The 21801-nt window shown below is 56.8% G+C and carries 13 protein-coding genes, 1 tRNA gene and 7 pseudogenes; 14 read left to right on the top strand and 7 right to left on the bottom strand.

Translation table 11 applies throughout. The annotated features are described in order from the left end of the window. Positions 1–153 precede the first annotated feature (153 nt). The 3 genes and pseudogenes from ACLI1T_RS00305 to ACLI1T_RS00295 form a co-directional block, all read right to left on the bottom strand. Positions 154–352: pseudogene (locus ACLI1T_RS00305) on the bottom strand (hypothetical protein). 72 nt (positions 353–424) lie between these two features. Continuing rightward, positions 425–1905: pseudogene (locus ACLI1T_RS00300) on the bottom strand (multicopper oxidase family protein). Between the two features lie 71 nt (positions 1906–1976). Continuing rightward, a complete protein-coding gene (locus tag ACLI1T_RS00295) occupies positions 1977–2552 on the bottom strand; it encodes a CueP family metal-binding protein (RefSeq protein WP_070767875.1) in 576 nt (191 codons plus the stop codon). 402 nt (positions 2553–2954) lie between these two features. Here ACLI1T_RS00295 and ACLI1T_RS00290 point away from each other — a divergent pair, with 402 nt between their 5' ends. The 3 genes from ACLI1T_RS00290 (at position 2955) to ACLI1T_RS00280 (ending at position 5242) form a co-directional block, all read left to right on the top strand. Further along, positions 2955–3677, top strand: a complete 723-nt coding sequence (locus ACLI1T_RS00290) for a response regulator transcription factor (protein ID WP_284852601.1) — start codon at positions 2955–2957, stop codon at positions 3675–3677. Next, entirely contained in the window at positions 3674–4801 is a 1128-nt protein-coding gene (locus ACLI1T_RS00285; RefSeq protein WP_323463010.1) for a HAMP domain-containing sensor histidine kinase, read from the top strand. Before ACLI1T_RS00290 ends, ACLI1T_RS00285 begins: the two co-directional genes overlap by 4 nt. Before the next feature lie 114 nt (positions 4802–4915). Then, positions 4916–5242, top strand: coding sequence for a heavy-metal-associated domain-containing protein (locus ACLI1T_RS00280; protein ID WP_005276120.1), 327 nt, complete (start codon positions 4916–4918; stop codon positions 5240–5242). Between the two features lie 6 nt (positions 5243–5248). Here ACLI1T_RS00280 and ACLI1T_RS00275 read toward each other — a convergent pair whose 3' ends face one another. Further along, the gene (locus ACLI1T_RS00275; protein ID WP_411702728.1) at positions 5249–5494 is read right to left on the bottom strand and encodes a hypothetical protein; all 246 of its coding nucleotides are present in this window, start codon (positions 5492–5494) and stop codon (positions 5249–5251) included. Positions 5495–5503: 9 nt separating this feature from the next. Between ACLI1T_RS00275 and ACLI1T_RS00270 the strand changes: the two are divergent. From ACLI1T_RS00270 to ACLI1T_RS00230, 9 genes and pseudogenes are all read left to right on the top strand, one after another. Further along, positions 5504–7529: pseudogene (locus ACLI1T_RS00270) on the top strand (copper-translocating P-type ATPase). 47 nt (positions 7530–7576) lie between these two features. Then, a pseudogene (locus ACLI1T_RS00265) lies at positions 7577–8190 on the top strand (YdhK family protein). 267 nt (positions 8191–8457) lie between these two features. After that, positions 8458–9167, top strand: a pseudogene (locus ACLI1T_RS00260) (IS6 family transposase). A 446-nt stretch (positions 9168–9613) separates the two neighbouring features. Continuing rightward, complete coding sequence (locus ACLI1T_RS00255; RefSeq protein ID WP_411702727.1) at positions 9614–10333, top strand: AAA family ATPase; 720 nt, start codon at positions 9614–9616, stop codon at positions 10331–10333. A 42-nt stretch (positions 10334–10375) separates the two neighbouring features. Next, a pseudogene (locus tag ACLI1T_RS00250) lies at positions 10376–11571 on the top strand (IS3 family transposase). After that, positions 11568–12116 (top strand): AAA family ATPase, encoded by a 549-nt coding sequence (locus tag ACLI1T_RS00245; RefSeq protein WP_411703322.1) that lies wholly within the window; start codon positions 11568–11570, stop codon positions 12114–12116. The pseudogene ACLI1T_RS00250 and the gene ACLI1T_RS00245 overlap by 4 nt, the downstream one beginning before the upstream one ends. Further along, entirely contained in the window at positions 12113–13360 is a 1248-nt protein-coding gene (locus ACLI1T_RS00240; RefSeq protein ID WP_411702726.1) for a hypothetical protein, read from the top strand. Before ACLI1T_RS00245 ends, ACLI1T_RS00240 begins: the two co-directional genes overlap by 4 nt. 85 nt (positions 13361–13445) lie before the next feature. Further along, entirely contained in the window at positions 13446–14690 is a 1245-nt protein-coding gene (locus tag ACLI1T_RS00235; protein ID WP_049377104.1) for an IS256 family transposase, read from the top strand. Positions 14691–15015: 325 nt separating this feature from the next. Next, positions 15016–16232, top strand: a protein-coding gene (locus ACLI1T_RS00230; RefSeq protein WP_411702629.1) for an IS3 family transposase whose coding sequence is annotated in 2 segments (ribosomal slippage) — positions 15016–15277 and positions 15277–16232 — 1218 coding nt in all. Because the reading frame shifts where the segments join, the coding sequence is not laid out codon by codon here. 725 nt (positions 16233–16957) lie between these two features. Here the strand turns inward: ACLI1T_RS00230 and ACLI1T_RS00225 are convergent. Together ACLI1T_RS00225 and ACLI1T_RS00220 are read right to left on the bottom strand one after the other, a co-directional pair. Continuing rightward, positions 16958–18293: pseudogene (locus ACLI1T_RS00225) on the bottom strand (IS256 family transposase). Between the two features lie 396 nt (positions 18294–18689). Beyond that, a complete protein-coding gene (locus ACLI1T_RS00220; RefSeq protein WP_046648642.1) occupies positions 18690–19655 on the bottom strand; it encodes a helix-turn-helix transcriptional regulator in 966 nt (321 codons plus the stop codon). Positions 19656–19773: 118 nt separating this feature from the next. Between ACLI1T_RS00220 and ACLI1T_RS00215 the strand changes: the two genes are divergently transcribed. Further along, a complete protein-coding gene (locus ACLI1T_RS00215) occupies positions 19774–20139 on the top strand; it encodes a VOC family protein (protein WP_046648644.1) in 366 nt (121 codons plus the stop codon). A gap of 524 nt (positions 20140–20663) precedes the next feature. On the opposite strand, the gene ACLI1T_RS00210 is transcribed toward ACLI1T_RS00215, so the two are convergent. Next, positions 20664–20748 (bottom strand) — tRNA-Leu (locus ACLI1T_RS00210). Positions 20749–20956: 208 nt separating this feature from the next. On the opposite strand from ACLI1T_RS00210, the gene ACLI1T_RS00205 reads away from it, so the two are divergent. Beyond that, the gene (locus ACLI1T_RS00205; protein WP_005276103.1) at positions 20957–21790 is read left to right on the top strand and encodes a DUF3662 and FHA domain-containing protein; all 834 of its coding nucleotides are present in this window, start codon (positions 20957–20959) and stop codon (positions 21788–21790) included. The last annotated feature ends 11 nt before the right edge of the window (positions 21791–21801 follow it).

Genomic DNA, 21801 nt, shown 5'->3' with positions numbered 1-21801 from the left:
TTCGGGTCGAGTCATGAGGCGAAAAAAGCCAAGGCAGCCTTCAACAACTCATTAGTATCGCGTAGCTCTTGATTTTCACGACGTAGCCTCGCGTTTTCGGCAGCCAAATCTTCACACACAGGTTCTGGGATGCTCCCCGCACGACGGGCAGGCTTAAGTCCATTGACGAGCCGTGTGCCATGAAACCCCCAGCTTTGGAGCTACTGCCTGGCACGCGGGGTGCATCGACATATTTTCCGCCACGATGCGATCTTCCACGAGACGGACCACACGATCCTTTGCATCCTGGTCAAATTTTCTCGGCACGTTCCAGATTTTCCCATCTACTCAAACGGAACAAAACCTGGGACACTTCACACCAACGCCGTGTCCACTACTCGGGGGACACCCCCGCCCACCTCGGCACTCAACCCTGCTGTGGGGGTTACTCGTAGCGAAGCGAGCTGAGCATCCCGGCTTCCATGTGATAGGCGTTATGGCAGTGAAATGCCCACTCACCGGGGTTGTCAGCGATCAGGTCGGCGATCATGGTTTCACCGTGGCGGAGAAGGACGGTGTCCTTGCGTAGCCCGCCGCTGCCGGGCAGCGCCCACGTGTGGCCGTGGATGTGCATGGGATGGGGCATCATGGTCCTGTTGCGCATGACCATCCGCAGGCGCTGGCCCTCCTGCACGGTCGCGGAGGAGGATTGGCCGTCGGTGAGAATGCTCCATTCATACGGCATCATCTGCCCGCCCAGGTCGATGCTGACTTCTCGGTCTGGTGTGTCCTCGGGCAGGAGTGCACGGTCTGCTGGCTTCAGGGAGGACAGAAGCAGTCCGGTGGACGACAACTCGGGGAAGTCGACATCGGGGTGGGGGCCTGGCCGCCGGCGGTGCGGATGACGGCAAACGCCCGGTCGTCCTTGCCGGCGGCCAGGGCGGTCAGGGGAAAGACACCATCACCGAGTACCACCTCCACGTCGACGCGTTCACCCATCGACAGGTAGATCGATTCGGTCTCCCGGGGCTGGACCGGGAAGCCGTCGGTGTGGGTGACGGTCATGCGGTGACCACCGAGGGCCACCTTGAAGATGGTGTCACCGCCGGAGTTGATAAACCGCAGGCGGGCCTTGTCGCCCGGGCGAGCCTCGAAGGTCCGGTGAGCACGGGGGATACGTCCGTTGATGAGGTAGTGCGGATACATCACATCGCCGGCGTCCCCGCCCAGTACCCGGTCCGGGGTGCCGTGCATCATATGGCCGTGACCTCCCATCCCCTTCTTCCCGTTATGGTCGCCCGAACCCATTCCGGTGAGCTTGTCGAGCTCATCGTCGGGAGTGCCCTGAATGCCATCGACCCAGTCGTCGAGCACGATGGTCCACTCGACGTCCTGGTCCTCAGCGTCTTGCGGGTCACGGACGATCAGTGGGGCGTGGAGGCCGCGATCAAGCTGCAGGCCGGAGTGGGAATGGTAGAAGTAGGTGCCACCGTGGGGGACTTCAAAAACATAGGAGAAAGACTCGGCAGGTTCAATGGGGTCCTGAGTCATGCCGGGCACACCATCGGCTGCGTTGTGGAGTGCGATGCCATGCCAGTGGATGGAGGTGCTCTCAGGCAGTTCATTGGTGATATCGACCTGGAGGACGTCGCCGGCGGTGGCCTCAATGGCCGCATCCCCGGTGTCAGAGACGTATCCCCACGTCTTGGCTTCGATACCGCCGATATCCAGAGAGAGGGGCCGGGCGGTCAGTGTCCGGCGCACCGTCGACTCACCGAGCGAAGTGGGGGTGGGAGTGGGGCGAAGAGAAGAACCTGGTGCCGAGGCAGCGGGTCCAGGGTCGCTGGTGCAGGCGGCCACGGCCCCGGTGCCGGCGAGGACGAGCCCGCCGAGCAGAAACCGTCGTCGGGAAAATCCGTTCATCATGATTTAACCTTCCTTGGTGTTAGATTTCAGTGACACGGGAGACAGGCGCAGGTGAGGACCCTGCTGAGCCATCACGTCAGGTGCAGGTCTGTGACACAGGTGGCACCGTCGTCGGCGGTGGAAAACTCCGCGGTGCCGGTACGCCCCTGGTAGCTGACCTCAATCAGGCCGGTGGCATCATCGGGAAGCCAGAAGCCAATAAACCCGTTGTCGAAGGTGGTTGTCGCCTCGTCCACCAGCACCTCACCGGTCGCCTCATCGGTGATCGTGACCTGGATATCCTCATTGTCGAGTTCCCCCTGGCAGGTCGTGAGGCTGTGGTAGAAGCAGTCGTGGGTGGAGGTGAGATAGGGTGCGATCGAGACATACGTCTGATTGTCGGGAAGATCGAGCACAACTTCTTGGTCATCGCTCGAGAGCAGCAGTTCATCGGCACGTACTGAGGCGATCAGATCCGTGGGACGCTCAGTGACCTTCTGCCGGTCGAGGTGATCAATGATCTCCACCGCGTCCATGTCGACCAGGCCATGGGCAGTCAGGAATGTGTCCTGGGACACCGTCCCATCGGCGGTGGGTTCCGGGTCGGCGGCCGAACACCCCGTGAGGGCGAGGGCAAGGGCGGCGGTTGCGATCGCTGCTCGTTTCACGTCAATCTCCTTGGATCGTGGTAAGGCCATAAGAAGACACCGCCTCAAGGTCGATGCCATACCTTTATCTAGCACGGGTGCCTGACGGACTAGAATTCAAAACCCTGCTCGCAGCCTTATAACAGGGCGAAAAAGGGGGTGAATTCGGTGGGCTGGGTCACCACCGGAACACCACCCCACAGCCGTGGGCGATGTCCTTTTACCCGCCCTGGGTATGCGGTGCACGCAGTGAAATCCCTGGTGGCGCCTGCTGAACCGACCAGGGGAGGCGATGCCGCCGGCCCGGGGTGGGGCACAGGGGTGACGGCGGTCGAAGGGTGATGTTTGAAGATTTGATGAAGATTTTCCCGCCGGGTACTGAGCGAGTGGTATTCCCCCCTAGCCGGAGCGATACTGGGGTCTATGGCTGACCGCACACCGACCACCGCCACGCCCCCGGGGCGGGTGCTGGTCGTCGATGATGAACAACCCCTGGCTCAGATGGTGGCTTCCTACCTCATCCGGGCCGGCTTCGATACCCTCCAGGCGCACACCGGTACCCAGGCCGTGGACGAGGCCCGTCGCTTTTCCCCCGATGTCGTGGTGCTGGATCTGGGGCTGCCCGAACTCGACGGCCTAGAGGTGTGCCGACGGATCCGCACCTTCTCGGACTGCTACATCCTCATGCTCACCGCACGGGGCAGCGAGGACGACAAGATCAGCGGTTTGACCCTGGGGGCGGATGACTACATCACCAAACCTTTTAGCATCCGGGAACTGGTGACCCGGGTGCATGCGGTGCTGCGCCGCCCGCGCACCAGCACCACCCCACCGCAGGTGACCACCCCCTTGATCGTTGGTGACCTCATTCTTGACCCCGTCGCCCATGAGGTGCGGGTGGGGAAGACGACCGTGGAGCTCACTCGTACGGAGTTCGAGCTGCTGGTTGCCCTGGCCCTGCGCCCCGGCCAGGTGCTGACCCGCCACGACCTGGTCACCGAGGTCTGGGACACCACCTGGGTCGGTGATGAACGCATCGTCGATGTCCACATCGGCAACTTGCGTCGCAAGCTTGGCACCGACACCCAGGGCCGGGGGTTTATCGACACCGTGCGTGGCGTGGGCTACCGGGTGGGGCAGCCATGAATCACGGACCCGGCCTGACCTTCCGCTTCCTGGCCGCCCAGGTGTTGGTCGTGGTGATTAGCCTGCTGGTGGCCGCGGCCGTGGCCACGATGGTGGGCCCGTCCCTGTTCCATGATCATATGTTGATGACCGGCCGGGAGGACCCCTCGCTGGAGCTGTTCCATGCCGAGCAGGCCTACCGGGGCGCTAACCTGATCACCCTGGTCGTCGCCCTGCCCACCGCCTTGATCAGCGCCCTGCTGGCCAGCCTGTGGTTATCGCGTCGTTTGCGCACCCCCCTGCAGGATCTCACCCGCGCCGCTACCAGCCTGACGGCCGGCAACTCCCGTATCCGCGTGCCCGCCGGAAAAGCAGGCCCCGAGGTCACCACCCTGGCGCATGCCTTCAACACCATGGCCGACCGGCTGGAACACACCGAACAGGTCCGTCGCCAGATGCTCTCTGATCTGGCCCACGAAATGGGCACCCCCTTATCGGTGCTCACGGTCTACCTCGATGGTCTCCAAGACGGGGTCGTGGACTGGAATAATGCCACCCACACGATCATGGCTGACCAACTCACCCGCCTGACCCGGTTGATGGAAGACATCGACGATGTCTCCCGGGCCCAGGAACACCGGATCGATTTGGACCTGGCGGAGGAAGGGCTCGGGGATCTGCTCCATACCGCCGCTGCTGCCGCGGGGGAAGCTTATGCTGACAAAGGCGTCGATTTACAGGTCGAGACCATTACGGACACCACCCGGGTGCTCGTGGACCGGCAACGCTTCGGCCAGGTGATGAGCAATCTCCTGTCGAACGCGCTACGGCACACCCCGGCCGGCGGGCAGGTCCGGATCAGCGTCCACCGACAGGGGGCGTCCACCGTACTCATCCACGTCGCCGATGACGGCGAGGGCATCCCACCTGACCAGCTCAGATACATCTTCGAACGCTTCTACCGGGGGGATGCCGCCCGCAGCCGGGACAACGGCGGGGCCGGTATCGGTCTGACCATCTCCAAGGCATTGATCGAGGCCCATGGCGGCACTCTCACCGCCACCTCCCCCGGACCCGGTGGCGGAGCGGTGTTTGCCCTCCGCCTCCCGCTGTCCCCTCCCGACAGTGAGGAGGCTGCTCGGTGACCATACCCTGCTCCGCGTGAGGGTCATGCCCTCCACCCATTGAAAATATACCCCGGGGGGGTATACGCTAGAGAGTGGCATCGCCGCATCCCACCGACTCGTAGGAGCTTTCCCATGATCACCTCCCCGCCCCGCCTCTTGCCGATGGCCTCCCACGGCTGCAGCTGTTGCGGACCTGCCTCACGTGCCGACACCGCCTCCATCCCTGCCGCCAGCGACTCGTCAGCAGGAGGGTCCTCCCCTAGCTACCAGGTCACCGGTCTGACCTGCGGGCACTGCGCGAAAAGCGTGACCCAGGCCCTTCAGGCCCTCCCCCAGGTCGACGACGTCCAGATTGATCTCGCTGCTGGTGGTGTTTCCACCGTCACGGTCACCGGTGTCGTACCTCCGGAGATGGTTCGCCGGGCCATCGAGGAGGCTGGCTACACCGTCTTATCCTGATTAGTTTTACCCATCATCTCGACCCCGACCGGGTTGAGCGAAAGGAACGTCATGAGCACTCCCCACCATTCGGGTGATCACCATGGTGATCACCCCGCTCCGGAAACAGACCACACTCACCACCCGGATCATGCCAGCCACGAACACCACGCAGATGCCGACACCCACGGCCAGGCGATGCCCCACGATCACCCGCATTCCGCCCCGGACGAAGACCACCACGTTCATGGTCACGGCGAACACGCCGGACACAGCACCGCAATGTTTCGAAACCGGTTCTGGTGGTCGCTGATTCTGTCCATTCCCGTCGTTATTTTCAGCCCCATGGTCGCCCACCTGCTCGGCTACCACCTCCCGGCATTCTCCGGATCCACCTGGATCCCCCCCGGTGCTGGGCACGATCATCTTCGCCTACGGCGGAACGCCTTTCCTCAAGGGCGGATGGAAAGAACTGAAATCCCGCCAACCCGGCATGATGCTCCTGATCGCCATGGCCATCACCGTGGCGTTTGTCGCCTCCTGGGTCACCACTCTGGGGCTGGGCGGTTTTGAGCTGGACTTCTGGTGGGAGCTGGCCCTGCTGGTGACCATCATGCTGCTAGGCCACTGGCTGGAGATGTCCGCTCTCGGGGCCGCGTCCTCCGCGCTTGACGCGCTGGCTGCCCTGCTGCCGGATGAGGCCGAGAAAGTCATCGACGGGACCACCCGCACCGTGGCCATCTCCGAGCTGGTCGTCGACGACGTCGTGCTGGTGAGGGCCGGTGCCCGGGTGCCGGCCGACGGAACCATCATCGACGGAGCCGCCGAATTCGATGAGGCGATGATCACCGGCGAATCCCGTCCCGTCTTCCGCGACACCGGTGACAAGGTGGTCGCCGGTACCGTGGCCACCGACAACACCGTCCGCATCCGGGTGGAGGCTACCGGCGGGGACACAGCCTTGGCCGGGATCCAACGCATGGTTGCCGACGCCCAGGAGTCCTCCTCCCGGGCCCAGGCCCTGGCGGATCGGGCGGCGGCGTTGTTGTTCTGGTTCGCGCTGATCTCCGCTCTGATCACCGCGGTGGTGTGGACCATTATCGGCAGCCCGGACGATGCCGTCGTGCGCACGGTCACGGTGCTGGTCATCGCCTGCCCGCATGCCCTGGGCCTGGCGATTCCGCTGGTCATTGCGATCTCCAGCGAGCGGGCCGCGAAATCCGGGGTGCTCATCAAGGACCGTATGGCGCTCGAGCGGATGCGCACCATCGACGTGGTGCTCTTCGACAAAACCGGCACCCTGACCGAGGGTGCGCACGCGGTCACCGGTGTCGCGGCAGCTGTCGGCGTCACCGAGGGTGAGCTGCTGGCCCTGGCCGCCGCTGCGGAGGCCGACAGTGAGCACCCCGTGGCCCGCGCCATCGTGGCGGCCGCGGCCGCCCATCCCGAGGCCTCCCGTCGGCAAATCCGTGCAACTGGTTTCAGCGCCGCCTCCGGCCGGGGGATCCGGGCCACTGTCGATGGCGCTGAGATCCTCGTGGGCGGGCCGAACATGCTGCGCGAGTTCAACCTCACGACCCCGGCCGAGCTCACCGACACCACCAGCGCCTGGACCGGGCGTGGGGCCGGTGTGCTCCATATTGTCCGCGACGGTCAGATCATCGGTGCGGTGGCCGTCGAGGACAAGATCCGCCCCGAATCCCGCGCCGCCGTGAAAGCCCTGCAGGACCGCGGGGTGAAGGTCGCGATGATCACCGGCGACGCCCAGCAGGTGGCCCACGCCGTCGGTCAGGACTTAGGCATTGATGAGGTCTTCGCCGAGGTCCTGCCTCAGGACAAAGACACCAAGGTCACGCAGCTACAGGACCGGGGTTTGAGCGTGGCCATGGTCGGTTACGGTGTCAATGACGCCCCCGCTCTGACCCGCGCGGACGTCGGTATCGCCATCGGTGCCGGCACGGATGTGGCCATGGAATCTGCCGGGGTGGTCCTAGCCAGTGATGACCCGCGGGCAGTGCTGTCGATGATTGAGCTGTCCCAGGCCAGCTACCGCAAGATGATCCAGAACCTGATCTGGGCCTCTGGCTACAACATCCTCGCTGTGCCGCTGGCCGCCGGAGTGCTCGCCTCGATCGGGTTCGTGCTGTCCCCGGCCGTGGGCGCGATCTTGATGTCTGCCTCGACCATCGTGGTGGCCCTGAACGCCCAGCTGTTGCGCCGCATTGATCTGGAGCCGGCTCACCTGGCTCCGACCGACGGGAAGGAGGAACACAGTAGGTCGATATCCCCCGTAACCGTTACTGACTGACCTTGTCTCTCGACCCCTAACTCACACCACCTTTGAAAGGAACGCTCATGAAACGCAGCATTACCCTCGCCGCCTTGGTACTGACCTCCACCCTGGCGCTGACCGCCTGCAGCGACGCCACCGACAACTCCGACGATGCCGACACCACCAGCACCACGACGGCAACCGCAGAGACCAACGAGACCCACCAGGAAGACACCACCACTGCCGACGAAGAGCACGGCGGGCACGACCACCCTGCCGACGGCGGGGCACCGCCGGCAGGCATTGAAGAGGCCGAGGATCCCACGTACCCGGTGGGCACCGAGGTCATCCTCACCGCTGACCACATGCCCGGCATGGACGGGGCCACCGCCACCATTTCCGGGGCGTTTGACACCACGACCTATTCGGTCAGCTACACCCCCGCCGAGGGTGGGGCCCCGGTTACCGACCACCGCTGGGTCGTCCATGAGGAGCTCGTCGATCCGGGTCAGGCCCCCTGCCCGACGGGGCGAGCGTTGTCCTGGATGCCGAGCACATGTCCGGCATGAAGGGTGCTGAGGCCACCATCGATTACTCCACCGAGGAGACGGTCTACATGGTTGATCTCACCGTCGACGGGATGACGATGACCAACCACAAGTGGGTCACCGAGAGCGAGATCCAACCCGCCGAATAGTCCACCCACCCTGAACCGCGAGACCAGACAAGGCACCCGCTCCAGAGTCGGTCATCAATCGCTGCCGACCATGCCGCAGCACACCAGCCACACACGGAACCTGCACGCCCACAGGGCCCACGCTGAGGTAGACCTTCTGTGTCACTGCTTCTCTTAGTCAGGGAAATATGCCCTGGAATGACCCTGGTGACAGGAGTTCATTCCAGGGCTTTGGGTGCTGTTGCAAAGTTGGGGCAGTAGGAAGGGCGACGTGAACTAATCACAGCCATGGGTATTTTCTCGGGTCGTCATTTCCCCCGTGACATTATTCTGTGGGCAGTGGGTGGTACTGCCGCTACGGGGTGAGCTACCGCGCTCTGGAGGAAATGATGACCGAGCGGGGCGTGCCGGTCGATCACACCACGATCTACCGCTGGGTCCAGAAATACGCCCCTGAGCTGGACAAGCAAACACGGTGGTACCGGCAGGTACCTGACTGGCAAGCTAGTTCCTGGCGGGTGGATGAGACCTATATCCGGGTCGGCGGCAGGTGGTGCTACCTCTATCGGGCGATCACCGCCGGTGGCCAGACCCTGGACTTTTACCTCTCCCCGAAGCGGAACGTGGCCGCAGCGAAGCGTTTCCTGGCCAAGGCCCTCAGATCCAATGCATCAGCCGGGTATCCCAGAGTGATCAACACCGATAAAGCACCCTCCCTAGCCAGGGCAATCACCGAGTTGAAGTCAGAGGGAATCTGCCCGCCAACAGTGGAACACCGGCAGGTGAAATACCTCAACAACATCCTAGAAGGCGACCATGGTCGGCTGAAGCGGATCCTCGGGCCAAAAGGCGCGTTTAAGAACCGGACATCTGCATATCGGACGTTGAAAGGGATGGAGGCGATGCACTCATTGCGGAAAGGGCAAGGCACGATGTTTGCCTACGGGCAACCGAACCCGGACGCGGTGATCGCCAACCAGGTCTTCGAGACGGCCTAACAACGCCCACACGCAGCGGCCATCAGGGAATGAGAAACTGAGTCTTCGCTACTCTCCGCCCAACTTTGCAACAGCACTAAACAATCACTCAACGACCTGCGCATTTGCTCAAACTTTCACCACACAGCGATCCCAGTCAGAATTCGAGTATCGGCCCGCGATCTATCCAGACGGCAACCCGCCGTCAGAAAATCAAATCCGCAACCAATGCTTCATTCATCGCCACCTCAAATGTTTGGCACACAAAATTACAGCAACACGTCGAATCGGAATCCTAAGCATCCTGCGGATGCAAATGACTAAAGGAATCGCGTGCTTCCTGTTAAACGATGCGGATATACTGAGACGCTAATAAATCTCAACCTATAGAGTGAAGCCCACTCAGGCCGTAAACATCCATCAACCTCGCATGTAATGCCGCGGGAGCAATCGGAAGAAGCGAATCATTGGACGAACCGTTAACAACACTCACGGTTAAGCTCGATCACTTCACACCCCAAGGAACGCCGATGGTGCGTTTACCAAATGGGCTGCTTTTAGCCGGGAATCAAGAGATCAAGACATTGAGCCCTAAGGTAGGCGACATCCTCGTGTATTCCTCGGGCTGGGAAATCGCATCCGACGAGAGCTGGGAGGTTAAGGCCCAAATTGGGGTTATCGAACAAAAGTCCGGCCCCGACGAAATTCTTATGAAGACTCCAGACGGGTATGCCCACAAGTTGGTGCATAAAAATGCTCGATGGAGTCTGGGAGATTACGCCCTCTTCAATGAGAGTTCTTCGATTTTGAGAGTCATCCCACAAGAAGCAGCGCGAAAAAGCACTATCGAGGATGAAGCCAGTGCCTCGAAGTTTCGTATTGACCTAGACCCTGAGAGATTTCAGTGGGACTATTTTGTCGGCTCGCAGGAGATACTGACCGGCGCAAAACAAATAGTAGAGTTGTACACCACGCTGGAGGGACGAGAGTTAATCTCACAGATGAAGGTTGATCCTGTACACGGGATCCTTTTCGCAGGTCCACCGGGAACTGGGAAGACCTTTTTAGCTCAAATAATGGCAGCCCAGTCTGGGTCCGCCTTCTATTTGGTTACAACCGCGTCTCTAGGTGGTCAGCTAGTCGGGCAAAGTGAAGAAGGACCTGACCCCTGTTTGGTGGACACCTGATATCCAGCCCAATCGGGCTGGAAAGAAAGGTAATCTACCACCATGTCCAGGTACTCCGAACAGTTCAAACGCGATGCCGTGGCCCTCTATGAGAACAATGAGGACCTCTCGCTGAACTCAGCATCAGCCGAGCTCGGTATCAACCGTGCCTCGCTGCATTCATGGGTCAAGAAGTACGGCACCGGCAAACGTGCCCGCATTAAAGCTGTGCATGATAAAGCCCAAGCGGCGAATGATTCCGAACGGATCCGCCAGTTAGAAAAAGAAAACGCAAAGCTGCGCGAAGAACGTGACATCCTGCGCAAGGCCGCCACATATTTTGTTTAAAGCAGACTCACGGGAGTTCTGTTTCCAGTGTGTCTATGACCACCGAACCGAGTACTCGGTCAAGCGGATGTGCCATGTGTTAAAGCTGAATCGGTCCTCGTTTTATAAGTGGGTCCAAACCCGTAAAAATCGCAGGTTAAAGATGTATTCTGATGCTGTTATTGGTGCAAGGATCGCAACCATCTTTGATGATGAGCTTGGGCTTTACGGCGCTAAACGCATCGCTGCAAGCCTGAACGAGGACACGGCGTATGTCCCGATCAATCACAAGAAAGTTGCACGAATTATGAAAGCCATGGGGCTTAAAGGCTTTACCAAACGCCGCCGATGTGTCACTACCAGGCGCAAGCCTGGCCACCGCGTCATGCCGGACTTAGTAGGCCGTAAATTCACAGCCAACGAGCCGAATCGCGTTTATGTTGGCGACATTACCTACCTGCCCTGTAAGGGTGGAAAGAACATGTATTTGGCCACAGTCATTGACACGTATTCACGCAAACTTGCAGGTTATGCGCTCGCAGACAACATGCGAGTGTCACTGGTCGTCGATGCAATAGCCCACGCGCACGGTGTACGCGGCAGTCTTGACGGGGCTATATTCCATTCCGATCACGGCAGCGTGTACACCTCACAAGCCTTTAGGAACTATTGCTCGTCGTTGGGTGTGCGCCAGTCCATGGGAGCGGTAGGAACGAGTGCTGATAGAAGCCCTAGCAGAATCATTTAACGCCACCTTAAAGCGGGAAGTCTTGCGCGATAGGAAAGTCTTTGACAATCCGATCTCCTGCCGCCGGGAAGTCTTCCGGTGGTGCATGCGCTACAACACGCGCCGGCGGCACTCCTGGTGCAATCTTGTAGCGCCTGATGTCTTTGAAGCCGAGACTTCAGCTACACTGACTAAAGCAGCATAGCTAACCCCCGACGTGTCCACTTTCCGGGGGTCAGGCCCGAACGACTTGAAGCAATATACGAGGACGCTGCTAAACAAGAAATGTCAATCATTTTTGTTGATGAGATTGATGTTTTAACTAAAGACCGTTCGAATGCGTATGAAAACGGTTCCCGTCTCGTTAATGTATTTCTCACGAACATGGACGGAGTAGGGGCACCTGAAAATGTCCTAACTATCGGGGCAACCAACCGTATTTCCGACATTGACCGCGCACTGCGCCGACCCGGGAGGTTTGACCGCGAAGTATATTTTCGTCTACCGAATCAAATGGACCGTCTTGAGATTTTAAAGTCTCGCACGCCAACGCTAGCCAACGATATTGATTTCGATAAAATTTCGTCACAAACCGAAGGATGGACTGCCGCAGAACTACGGTCGATTCTCCAGTACTCAGGAGAGTTAGCTGTCATCGAAGGTCGTTCAAGAATATATAATGATCACTTTCTTTTGGGATTTGAAAAAGCGACTACCGCGCGAAATGCTCGAAAGGGCGAAGAAAAGTGAATATTAAGAGTTGGTTCCGAAACTATAGGAAGAAGCAGGAAAGCTTCCGTCGCTCACGGATTCTAAGGAAAATCGAGCGGCTTTCCCGTAAAGCGTCACCGCTGGGCGACATAAGACAGTTCCTCTATCTCGATGAATTGGCTCTTCGTAGCTTGTATATCTCCCGGTTCGGTCCTGAGGATGCCAAAACGACCCTTACTCAGACGAGAACAAAGGACTTAGGATTAACACTCGGAGGCGGTGCGTCCATTTCTCACCTCAATGATAGGGCCTCGAATGGCAGATCATCTATCAGCTTCCGATCTGGAAAAAGCAGAGCCCTACAGATCGAACAAGTCTCTTCAGAACAGTCTCTTTTCAGAGATTTTGTGTCGAGAGAATCCTATGCCGGAAAAGAAAGTCAGATCTGGGACGGCGTGCCGCAATCCAGCATTCAACGAGAGTTACTGCCTGGTCGACTACACCGCGGGCAACTAATTCAGGTCAGAATACGCCTAGAAGCCCATTCAATTTATGCCTATAGCACCATTGCTAACGCGCTTGTCGAAACCTCGGCCAATACTCCAGCGCTTGGAATTTCCCAGGATGACACCTTTATCCAGGCCGCCCAACTAATTCAGCAAATGCTAATCGGCCAAATTCCAATAAACTCGGAGCTCGTTGATTGGGACTGGGACGAAGAAGCTAGCACACTCATCCGTCGATCTGATGACAAGGCAAATAGTCCTATTCGTCTTGTCGGTCTTACCCAACTCGACAACTATTGGGGAGATGTTCGAGGCTTTCTTTTCGACCAATCCGAGTGCATTGCCCTGGTTCGAGTTAGCCAAGATACCCCCTCGACTAGCTGGTCTCCCCTCAAGCTCTTCGATGCTGCTAGGGGATTGCCTGGCTTCGACGGCTTTGATACAAAAATCGCCGAGTTGAATTCCTTGTTAAGCGGAAAGCAGAAAGCAGAAACACCGCTTTCAGATGCAGTGGAAAGAATCCTCAGCCATTACCTACAAATCAGAACCGACAATGAGGAGCTCAAGGTTCAACTAGAGCCACGAGTTAACGAAATAGCTCAAATGGTTCCCAATAGTTCTCAAAGTCAACTTAATGATGCATTTAACCAAGTTGATGTTTTACTTTCGTCGTCGGGAAGCACAGAAACCACTCCCGATGAGATCGGAAACTTGCGAAGCAAGGCAATTAAATTAGGGTTGCGTCCCCTAACGTGGTGTATCTGTAGCCCGCGGTAAGTCTTGTGCCGGTGTGCATGAAGGCGACCATCGCGGGTACCTTTCGAATCAACTCTTACCTATCCTCGAAAGGAAGTACCCTGCGATGGCCGCTGACCCTCATCATATCGATCCGACCGCGTATCTCGAAGAGCTACTGACTCAAGCGTCCCCAGATTTGATGCGCCAAATGCTCACTGACTTCATCAACCAGATTCTTTCCGCCCAAGCAGACACCGTCTGCGGGGCTGATTACGCCACCGTGTCAGCCGAGCGCACCAACACACGTAATGGCTACCGTCATCGCCAACTTGATACCCGAGTCGGCAGCATTGATGTGGCAATCCCGAAGCTACGCACCGGCGCATTTTTCCCTGACTGGCTGCTAGAGCGCCGCAGCCGCACCGAGCGTGCCCTGACCACAGTCATCGCCACCTGTTACCTGAAAGGAGTCTCCACTCGCAGGATGAACGACCTGGTGGCCACCCTTGGGATCAACAACTTGTCGAAGTCTCAGGTCAGCCAGATGGCCAAAGAACTCGATGACATGGTCGATGACTTCCGCACCCGCCGGCTTGACCAAGGCCCCTACCACTTTGTCTCCTGCGACGCGCTGACAATGAAGGTGCGGGAAGGCGGACGTGTCGTAAAGACCAGCGTGTTGCTGGCCACAGGTGTCAACGCTGACGGCTACCGAGAGCTTTTGGGCATGCAGGTTGCCACCGCGGAATCTACCGCGTCGTGGACCGGGTTCTTTCGGGACCTCATCGCCCGTGGCCTGACCGGGGTATTCCTCGTTACTAGTGATGCCCATCTTGGTATTCAAGCAGCCGTGGGTGACTGCCTGCCGCAGGCTAGTTGGCAGCGGTGTCGAACACACTTCGCGAAGAACCTCTCGGCCCAGGTTCCCAAAACCCAATGGCCGACTCTGTCAGCGATGTTTCACACAATCTTTCAGCAACCCGATGCCGCTAGTGTGTGGGCCCAAGCTCGTGAGGTTATTGAATTCTGCCAGCAGAAATTCCCTCACGTTGCCACCTACCTCGAGGAGTGTCTCGACGAGCTGTTGGCGTTTACCGCTGCGCCGAGAGCGGTGTGGACCAAAATCTGGTCGAATAACCCCACTGAACGGCTCAATAGGGAGATCCGCCGGCGTACCGATGTCGTAGGAATCTTCCCAAACCGAGACGCTGTTGTGCGCCTTGTTGGGGCGGTTTTGGCCGAACAGCACGATGACTGGATCCAACAGAAGCGTTATATGTCACTGACCAGCCTGGCACAGACCAAAGAGATCATCGCCGCTGGGGTCATCGACGAGGACCGCGACAACAACCAGGAGATCGCCGCGTGAATACCCTCACCCCTTATCCCCGAGATGGCCCCTAAACCACCGCCATGAAACTAACCCCAGATTCGAAAACAGATACACCACTACCCAGGACTTGACCTTAAATTAGGCCGAGGAACCGGAGCTCCACTAAAGAGCGGGGAAAACGTCTTACGCCCACCGAACGATGATTCAGATCTCTATTTGGTAGGCGATATCATCGCTCTGTACTGGTAAAGACTATTTAACCCGTAGTGACTATTTCACCGTCATTCGCAAGAGAGGGATCTGAGGTTACCCTCGTTTGGTGGACACCCGATTAGTGCGGATTTTGTGTCCGTAGGAGAGGATGTTCATTGTGAGTCAACAACGCCAGAAATACACGCCTGAGTACCGGCGTGAAGCCGCAAACCTAGTAATCGAGTCAGAACGCCCGATTGCTCATGTAGCCAAAGAAATTGGTGTCGCACCTGGCCTTTTAGGCCGGTGGGTGAAAAATGAGCGTCAACGCCGAGGATCCTCTGATGGGCTAAGCGAGGCGGATCTTCGTGCTGAGAACGCTCGTCTGCGTCGTGAGCTGGCAGAAGCCAAGATGGATAACGAGTTTTTGTCAAAAGCGACAGCCTTCTTCGCCGCAAAGCAACGCGATCAGAAAAGTTCGAGTTAATGCAGCAGGAGAAGGCGAATTTCAGTATCAAGCGCATGGCGCGCTTGTTGAAGGTATCTCGGTCTGGATACTACAAATGGGCCCATATGCAGCAGCAACGCTTATCCGGTAATGATGATCGGACATCTTTTTACGATGATGTTGATCGTAAGATTCATCAGATCTGGAAAGACTCCGATGAGGTCTATGGTGCTCCGCGGATTACCGCAGAACTCGCCGATCGCTACCAGATCAGTGTGAATCGTAAGACTGTGGCTAAGCGGATGCGCCTGATGGGAATTGAAGGGATTTCACCGCGTGCTTTTGTGCCCGTGACAACGATTCAATCTAAACGTAAGTCGAGTCTTCCTGACCTGGTAAAGCGCATGTTTGATACCGGCGAACTCAACCGGGTATGGATGTCGGACATTACCTACCTGCGCACCGGCGAGGGTTGGTTGTACTTATGCGCAGTTCGCGATGGCCATTCCCGCAGGGTACTGGGCTGGGCTATGGATAGCGTGCAAGATACAAGTTTGGTCGAACGAGCACTGCGGATGGCGCATACGCTGCGCGGTGATGTTCCTGACGGGCTGGTGTTTCACGCTGACCGGGGGACGCAATATACCAGTGAGAAGCTCTGGGAGGTGTGCCGCAACCTAGGTGTTGTTCAGTCTGTGGGGCGTACCGGGGTGTGCTTCGATAACGCGATGGCCGAGTCGTTCTGGTCGACGCTGAAAACCGAGTTCTACGACCGGAAGCGCTGGCCAACCCGCGATGCTGCCCGCAAGGCCGTTGCCTACTGGATTGAAGTGGTCTACAACCGTCGCCGCCGGCACTCCGCCCTCGGGATGGTCAGCCCCGTCGATTTCGAAAACCACACCACCCAAACCAGAAACGAAGAAGAAATAGCTGCCTAACCACTAGGTAGCTTGACTAGGTGTCCACGATTTGCGGGCAACCCCAGATCGGAAGCTTTGCGTATGAGGGCTACTTCCTCAGTCACGGCAGAAAGCGCGCACCGCGCTCCCCACACGTGAGAAAATCGAGCCTTCCTCTATAGCGGAGCAACAGTCTTACAAAGCGTCTCCTACAAGACACAGACAGCACAAGCATAACTGGAGCCGCTGCAGGGACAATAGGCCTGTCACCTTGGACCAACACACTGATATATGACCTATCGACCGCGCCCGCATCCGCCTCTTTCGGAGTCATATACCTTGGGCTCTTCCCCACGGCAATAGCATTCACCGCATGGGGATATATTTTATCGCGCACGAGCGCTGGGAAACAGCAGCCACGACGCACCTTGTCGCTGTGGTCGTTTTGCTCATGCCAGCATTAATCCTCGGGGAAGTGAAGTGATACTGCGCTACTAACTGCGCCGTCTTAAACGAGGTCTGTGTTTTCCTGATCCCGTCGTGTGCCAAATATAGCCACCAGCGTTAACCGTGCCGAGCAACTTGTGGTTGTGGATACCGGCTAGCACCTTGGTGGCAATGCGCTCAGTGGCCACAATCTGATAAGGGCGCATAATCCGCAACACTGTGGCCGAAATATTTTGCGTACCTCAACCTCTAAGTCGTGCTCACCTGAATTCTCATGAGTGACGAGCGTGTCAAGTTGTTTGTGTGTGGGGCTAGGTTTATAGGTATTTGTCGAAGCGGGCGGGAAAGGCCACGGCCATTTGGTTGATGGCTTGTTTCCAGCCGGAAACTCGGGCTCCTTCCACGAGCCTGCTGGCGGTAGCCGAGGCTCGTTTGCCTTGTTTCGCTCTCTTTGCGGCTCGTTTGTCTTCAATGTTGCAGATCATCAACCACAGCGTCTTGAGCGCGGATTCATCGTTAGTGAACTGCACCCTGTTGCGGGTGGCTTTACGCAGCTGGTTGTTAAACGATTCAATGGAATTCGTTGTATAGATGACCTTCCTTGCTGCTGGTGGGAACTGCAAAAATGGCACGAATCTATCCCATGCATCCTGCCAGACCTTGACCGACTGAGGATACTTCACACCCAGTTCAGACTCGGAAAATTCCTTCAACGCTGCTTCTACCGTGGATTCATCAGTAGCCGTATAAACCTTCTTCAACGCGGCTGATACAGCCCGGCGATCCCCGTAGGCCACCCACCGATTCGCGGCGCGAATCAGGTGCACGATGCAGGTTTGTACCATGGAATTCGGCCAGGTTGCCTCCACTGCCTCTGGTAGGCCTTTCAGCCCGTCACAGCAGACGATAAAGACGTCTTTGACCCCGCGGTTAGATAAGTTGGCGCACACGTGTGCCCAAAAGGAAGCACCTTCTTCTTTGGCAATCCACAATCCCAAAATATGCTTGATCCCGTCGAGGTCCACCCCGATTGCCATGTACGCAGACTTGTTAACTACCCGGCCGCCGTCGCGGACTTTAATGCGCAACGCATCCAGGAATATCACGGGGTAGAACTCGTCTAACTGGCGGTTTTGCCAGATCATGACCTCATCCAAGACTGCGTCTGTAACCGCCGAAATCGTCTCATGGGAGATATCAACCCGCATCGCAGTTGCCATATGGTGCTGGATATCCCGGATGGTCATTCCGCCGGCATATAAGCTGACAATCATATCGTCAACATCTGTTAGCCGCCTAGAGCCTTTGAGGGGCCATGGTTGGGATAAACGTCCCGGCCCGGTCTCGTGGAACATCAATGTTTACTGGCCCGTAGTTAGAATCCACGGTTTTCGGGTAGGTGCCGTTGCGGTGATTGTCTGTTTCAGCAGTAGCTTTAGCTGCTCTATCGCCGGGCTCATAGCCTAGGTGGGCATCCATTTCAGCATTCAAACCCCGGGTAATTGAGGCTTGCAACATGCCCCGAACTAGGTCGTTGGCATCCGTGGTGGACGTGCCTAGCTCATCAATCAGTTTCGCGATTTCTGGGTTAGCAAGCAGCTTCTTTTCAATCGCATCAACCTTGGCCTTATCAGCCGGATCTCGTCTCGCCATAGTAGTCATTCTGGTTCATCTCCTTATGCGGGTTAGGTTCCCACACACAAACCATTAGACACTCTCTGAGTGACATGTAAACCTGCTCTCACACCCTTGGTAGAACACACAGAATCGTCATGGTAAAGACCCTCAATGTGAAGTGGGAAGATTGTAGACCGGCTAAGATGCCCACACTACGCTGCGGCTTCACCAGTGGTAAGAAGCCCTCGCCCGCCTTGAAGGCGCTCTGAACCTCCAAAGCCCTTACTCCACCACCCTGCGAGTGAAGCGAAAGCCATCGTTACTTACTTTTCTCCAATCATAAGATCCACGAGAGCTCCTAGATTGTTAGCGCACCTCTTACCGTTTTCAGCAGGCCTGTTACGACGGCATCCCAGTGCCCATCTTCGGTCTCTACGATTCAGGATTTGTGGTCCCACTATGTCGTTTCGCAAGTTCATTAGCTAGATCAGCAGTGATTTTTACTGCTTCCGGGGGATCGGTGACCCAGATGTGATCCCCAAACTGAAGCAATTGCCTTACCCCCTGAATATCCGCATATCCCACCACGATACGGACAAAGTTTTCGTCCACGGGTTCATAATGGATAAGCCGTGATCCCAAAATACGAGATGCCATATCAAGCCGAGTCGCTCGAAGAAGTGCGGTGATTCGAACTGGCATGTCTTCTTCTAATTGCTCAACGAGCTGCGCCCACACCCTTGCCAAACTTTGCCCTGGACGAAGCTGAGCAGCTTGACCTAAAACGCGAAAGGTTTCTAAACGCGAGACTGCCAACATCCTTGGTTCCCCATCGATATCGACGACCAAGTACCAACTTCTACCCTTGTGTACAAGCCCATAAGGATCAGCCACAGCACGTTGTTGCTTCTTGTCCCCGCTTCGGCGATAGGACACCTCAATTCGAGCTTCTTTCCGTACAGCCTCTAGCAACTCTTCTAAGTCGTTTTGGGTTTCATTGCTAAACCAGCCACTGGAATCAAGTAGGACCTTTTCTTCCAAATTATGAGTATCGGACGCTTTAGAGAATGAGACTGCGTTCATTTTCTTCTGCAGCAGGGCGATGTCTTGGCCAAAACCCAAGTGTGCGAGTGAATCTGCCCCGACGCCAAGAATCCTCATCAGCTGAATCTCAGTCGGATCCAATCGAGAAGCGTTCAATCGAGCGCGCCTATCGAGCACAATCCCACCATGCATACCTTGCTCCGTATAAACAGGTATTCCTGCGGCCGAGAGTGCATCAACGTCACGCAGTATTGTGCGCTGGGAAACCTCAAAATGCGAAGCCAGCTCGGCAGACGTAGCACGGCCTCGGGTTTGCAATAGCAAGAGCATAGACAACAAGCGCGCCGATCTCATGCCGTAATTATCACTGGAACCACAATATTTTCCGGAATATGACACTCCTTGTCAGGTTTGTTTGCTCCAATGCACTGCGTCCACGTAAACAACACCACTCACCGAAAGGAGAATGGCGATGCCAACCCCCAATCTTTTCCTAACCTATGTCTCCGATACAGAGATCTCGACTGCCTTCTACAGCGACTTATTCGATATGCAGCCATCGTTCATCAGTCCTCGATATGTAGCATTCGAGATTTCAAAGGATGTCCTGTTTGCTGTGTGGACCGGCCATAACACCCACATGGAGAAACAGACACCGCGAACGAGCGAAATAGGTTTGATGCTGGATGGACCGGCAAGCCGCATCGATGAGACATACCGTCTATGGAAATCGAAAGGAATCCAAATTGTGCAGCCACCCTACGATGATGTCTTCGGCCGCACCTTCGTTGTTGCCGACCCTGATGGAAACCTTATCCGCGTCAGCCCAGTCGATTAACTCCTAGATCAGGATTCAACGACTAGGAAATCCTCCAACACCCGGGAAACACCTCAGTTGGAGGATTCCAAGTGACCCTAAGTAGGATCTCAAATCAAGGATGGTTTAGGCACACCAGCTTTCCCGTACAACGAACCCCTAAAACTGCTTGGCCTATGGGCGCAGCAGAGATCCACCGAAAGTAATGGCCCGGTCCCAAATCGAACTACGAGATCGAGATCATGCAATAAAACTATTATCCTCTCGACCCTGCCAACCAAACCTAAGCAAACATCAAGCCTCGGACTGACTGCCTACACAATAAACCGAAACTCAAAAGAAGGGTGTCAGATCAAGATGACTTGTTGACACCATCGAAAACAAAATTCGAAAGACGTGTCGACCGGCTCGGGCGGGATTTAGGATGTAAATCCCCACACTTACAATCCTCGACCACTAAAGTTCAGAAAAAGAAAGAAACCGGAGGTCACTAACCCTTTCGAGTTTGTTACCTCCGGTGTCGCAGTTTGTTCAACTGCTCATTGTGCCCGGGGCGGGACTTGAACCCGCACGTCCTTATCGAACACTGGCACCTGAAGCCAGCGCGTCTGCCAATTCCGCCACCCGGGCAGGGTGTGGTTGTCAGTGCGACTAGATAAAGATAGCACAGGAAGCACGTGCAATTACAAATCAGCAGGAAAAGCGGATTATTTTGCGCATTTAAAGGCGAAAATCTAGGAACTTTCGCGCCGCCGTCTACGTTTGAAAGGGGTGTACAAACTATAATGGCTACTACTGATCACTACTGATCGCTGTATAGCGGAAAGGAGCAAAATTCGTGGCGTTTTTAGAAAGGCTGGCGAAGCTCGATTCCGCTATGCAACGCGGCCTTGATAACGGCATGGCTTTTGTCTTCGGCGGCAAGGTCGTTCCTGCAGAGATTGATGAGCTTTTGAAGCAAGAAGCCCAGGACAATCTCGGCCACGGGGACGATGACAAACTCTATAGTCCCAATGTCATGACTGTAGGTGTCTCCTCCAAGGATTTGGAGAACTTGTCGCAAGACCCCGATTTGCCTGCCGATTGCGCAGACCAATTATCTCGCTTTATCCGCAATAACGGATGGTCCCTCGCTGGTCCCGTCATTGTGCGGATAGCGGAGGAATCGGGCCTGCGCACGGGCCAACTTCGTGTGTCCTCGTTTATAGATCACGAGCCCACAGAAGAGACCGGTTTCGAGGCGATTTTCCACGACTTTGATGGTCAGGAGGACCAGATGACCAACCCGCACGAAAATAATGCGGATGACGCAGCTACTACCGCTTTCATTGCGCAAGATGACCAACCCGCGCCGCAAACGCAGGGCCCCGCTGTCAATTTGATGTTGCAGGATGGCTCTTCCCGCGTCTACCACGTGCAGGAAGGGTCAAATATTATTGGCCGCAGCAATGATGCGGATTTGCGCCTGCCGGATACGGGCGTGTCCCGCCAGCATGCGGAAATCACGTGGAACGGTGAAGATGCCGTATTGGTGGATTTGCAGTCCACCAATGGCACCACGGTCAATGACACTCCTATTGATAACTGGCTGCTTGCCGATGGCGATGTGATCACCATGGGCCATTCCCACGTCGAGGTCCGCATTACGGGCCTTGATTCGCATAGTTACTAATTCACACTGAG

This window comes from Corynebacterium tuingiense, from assembly GCF_046718165.1.
GTDB lineage: Bacteria > Actinomycetota > Actinomycetes > Mycobacteriales > Mycobacteriaceae > Corynebacterium.
This window is presented reverse-complemented; position numbering and strand designations above follow the sequence as displayed.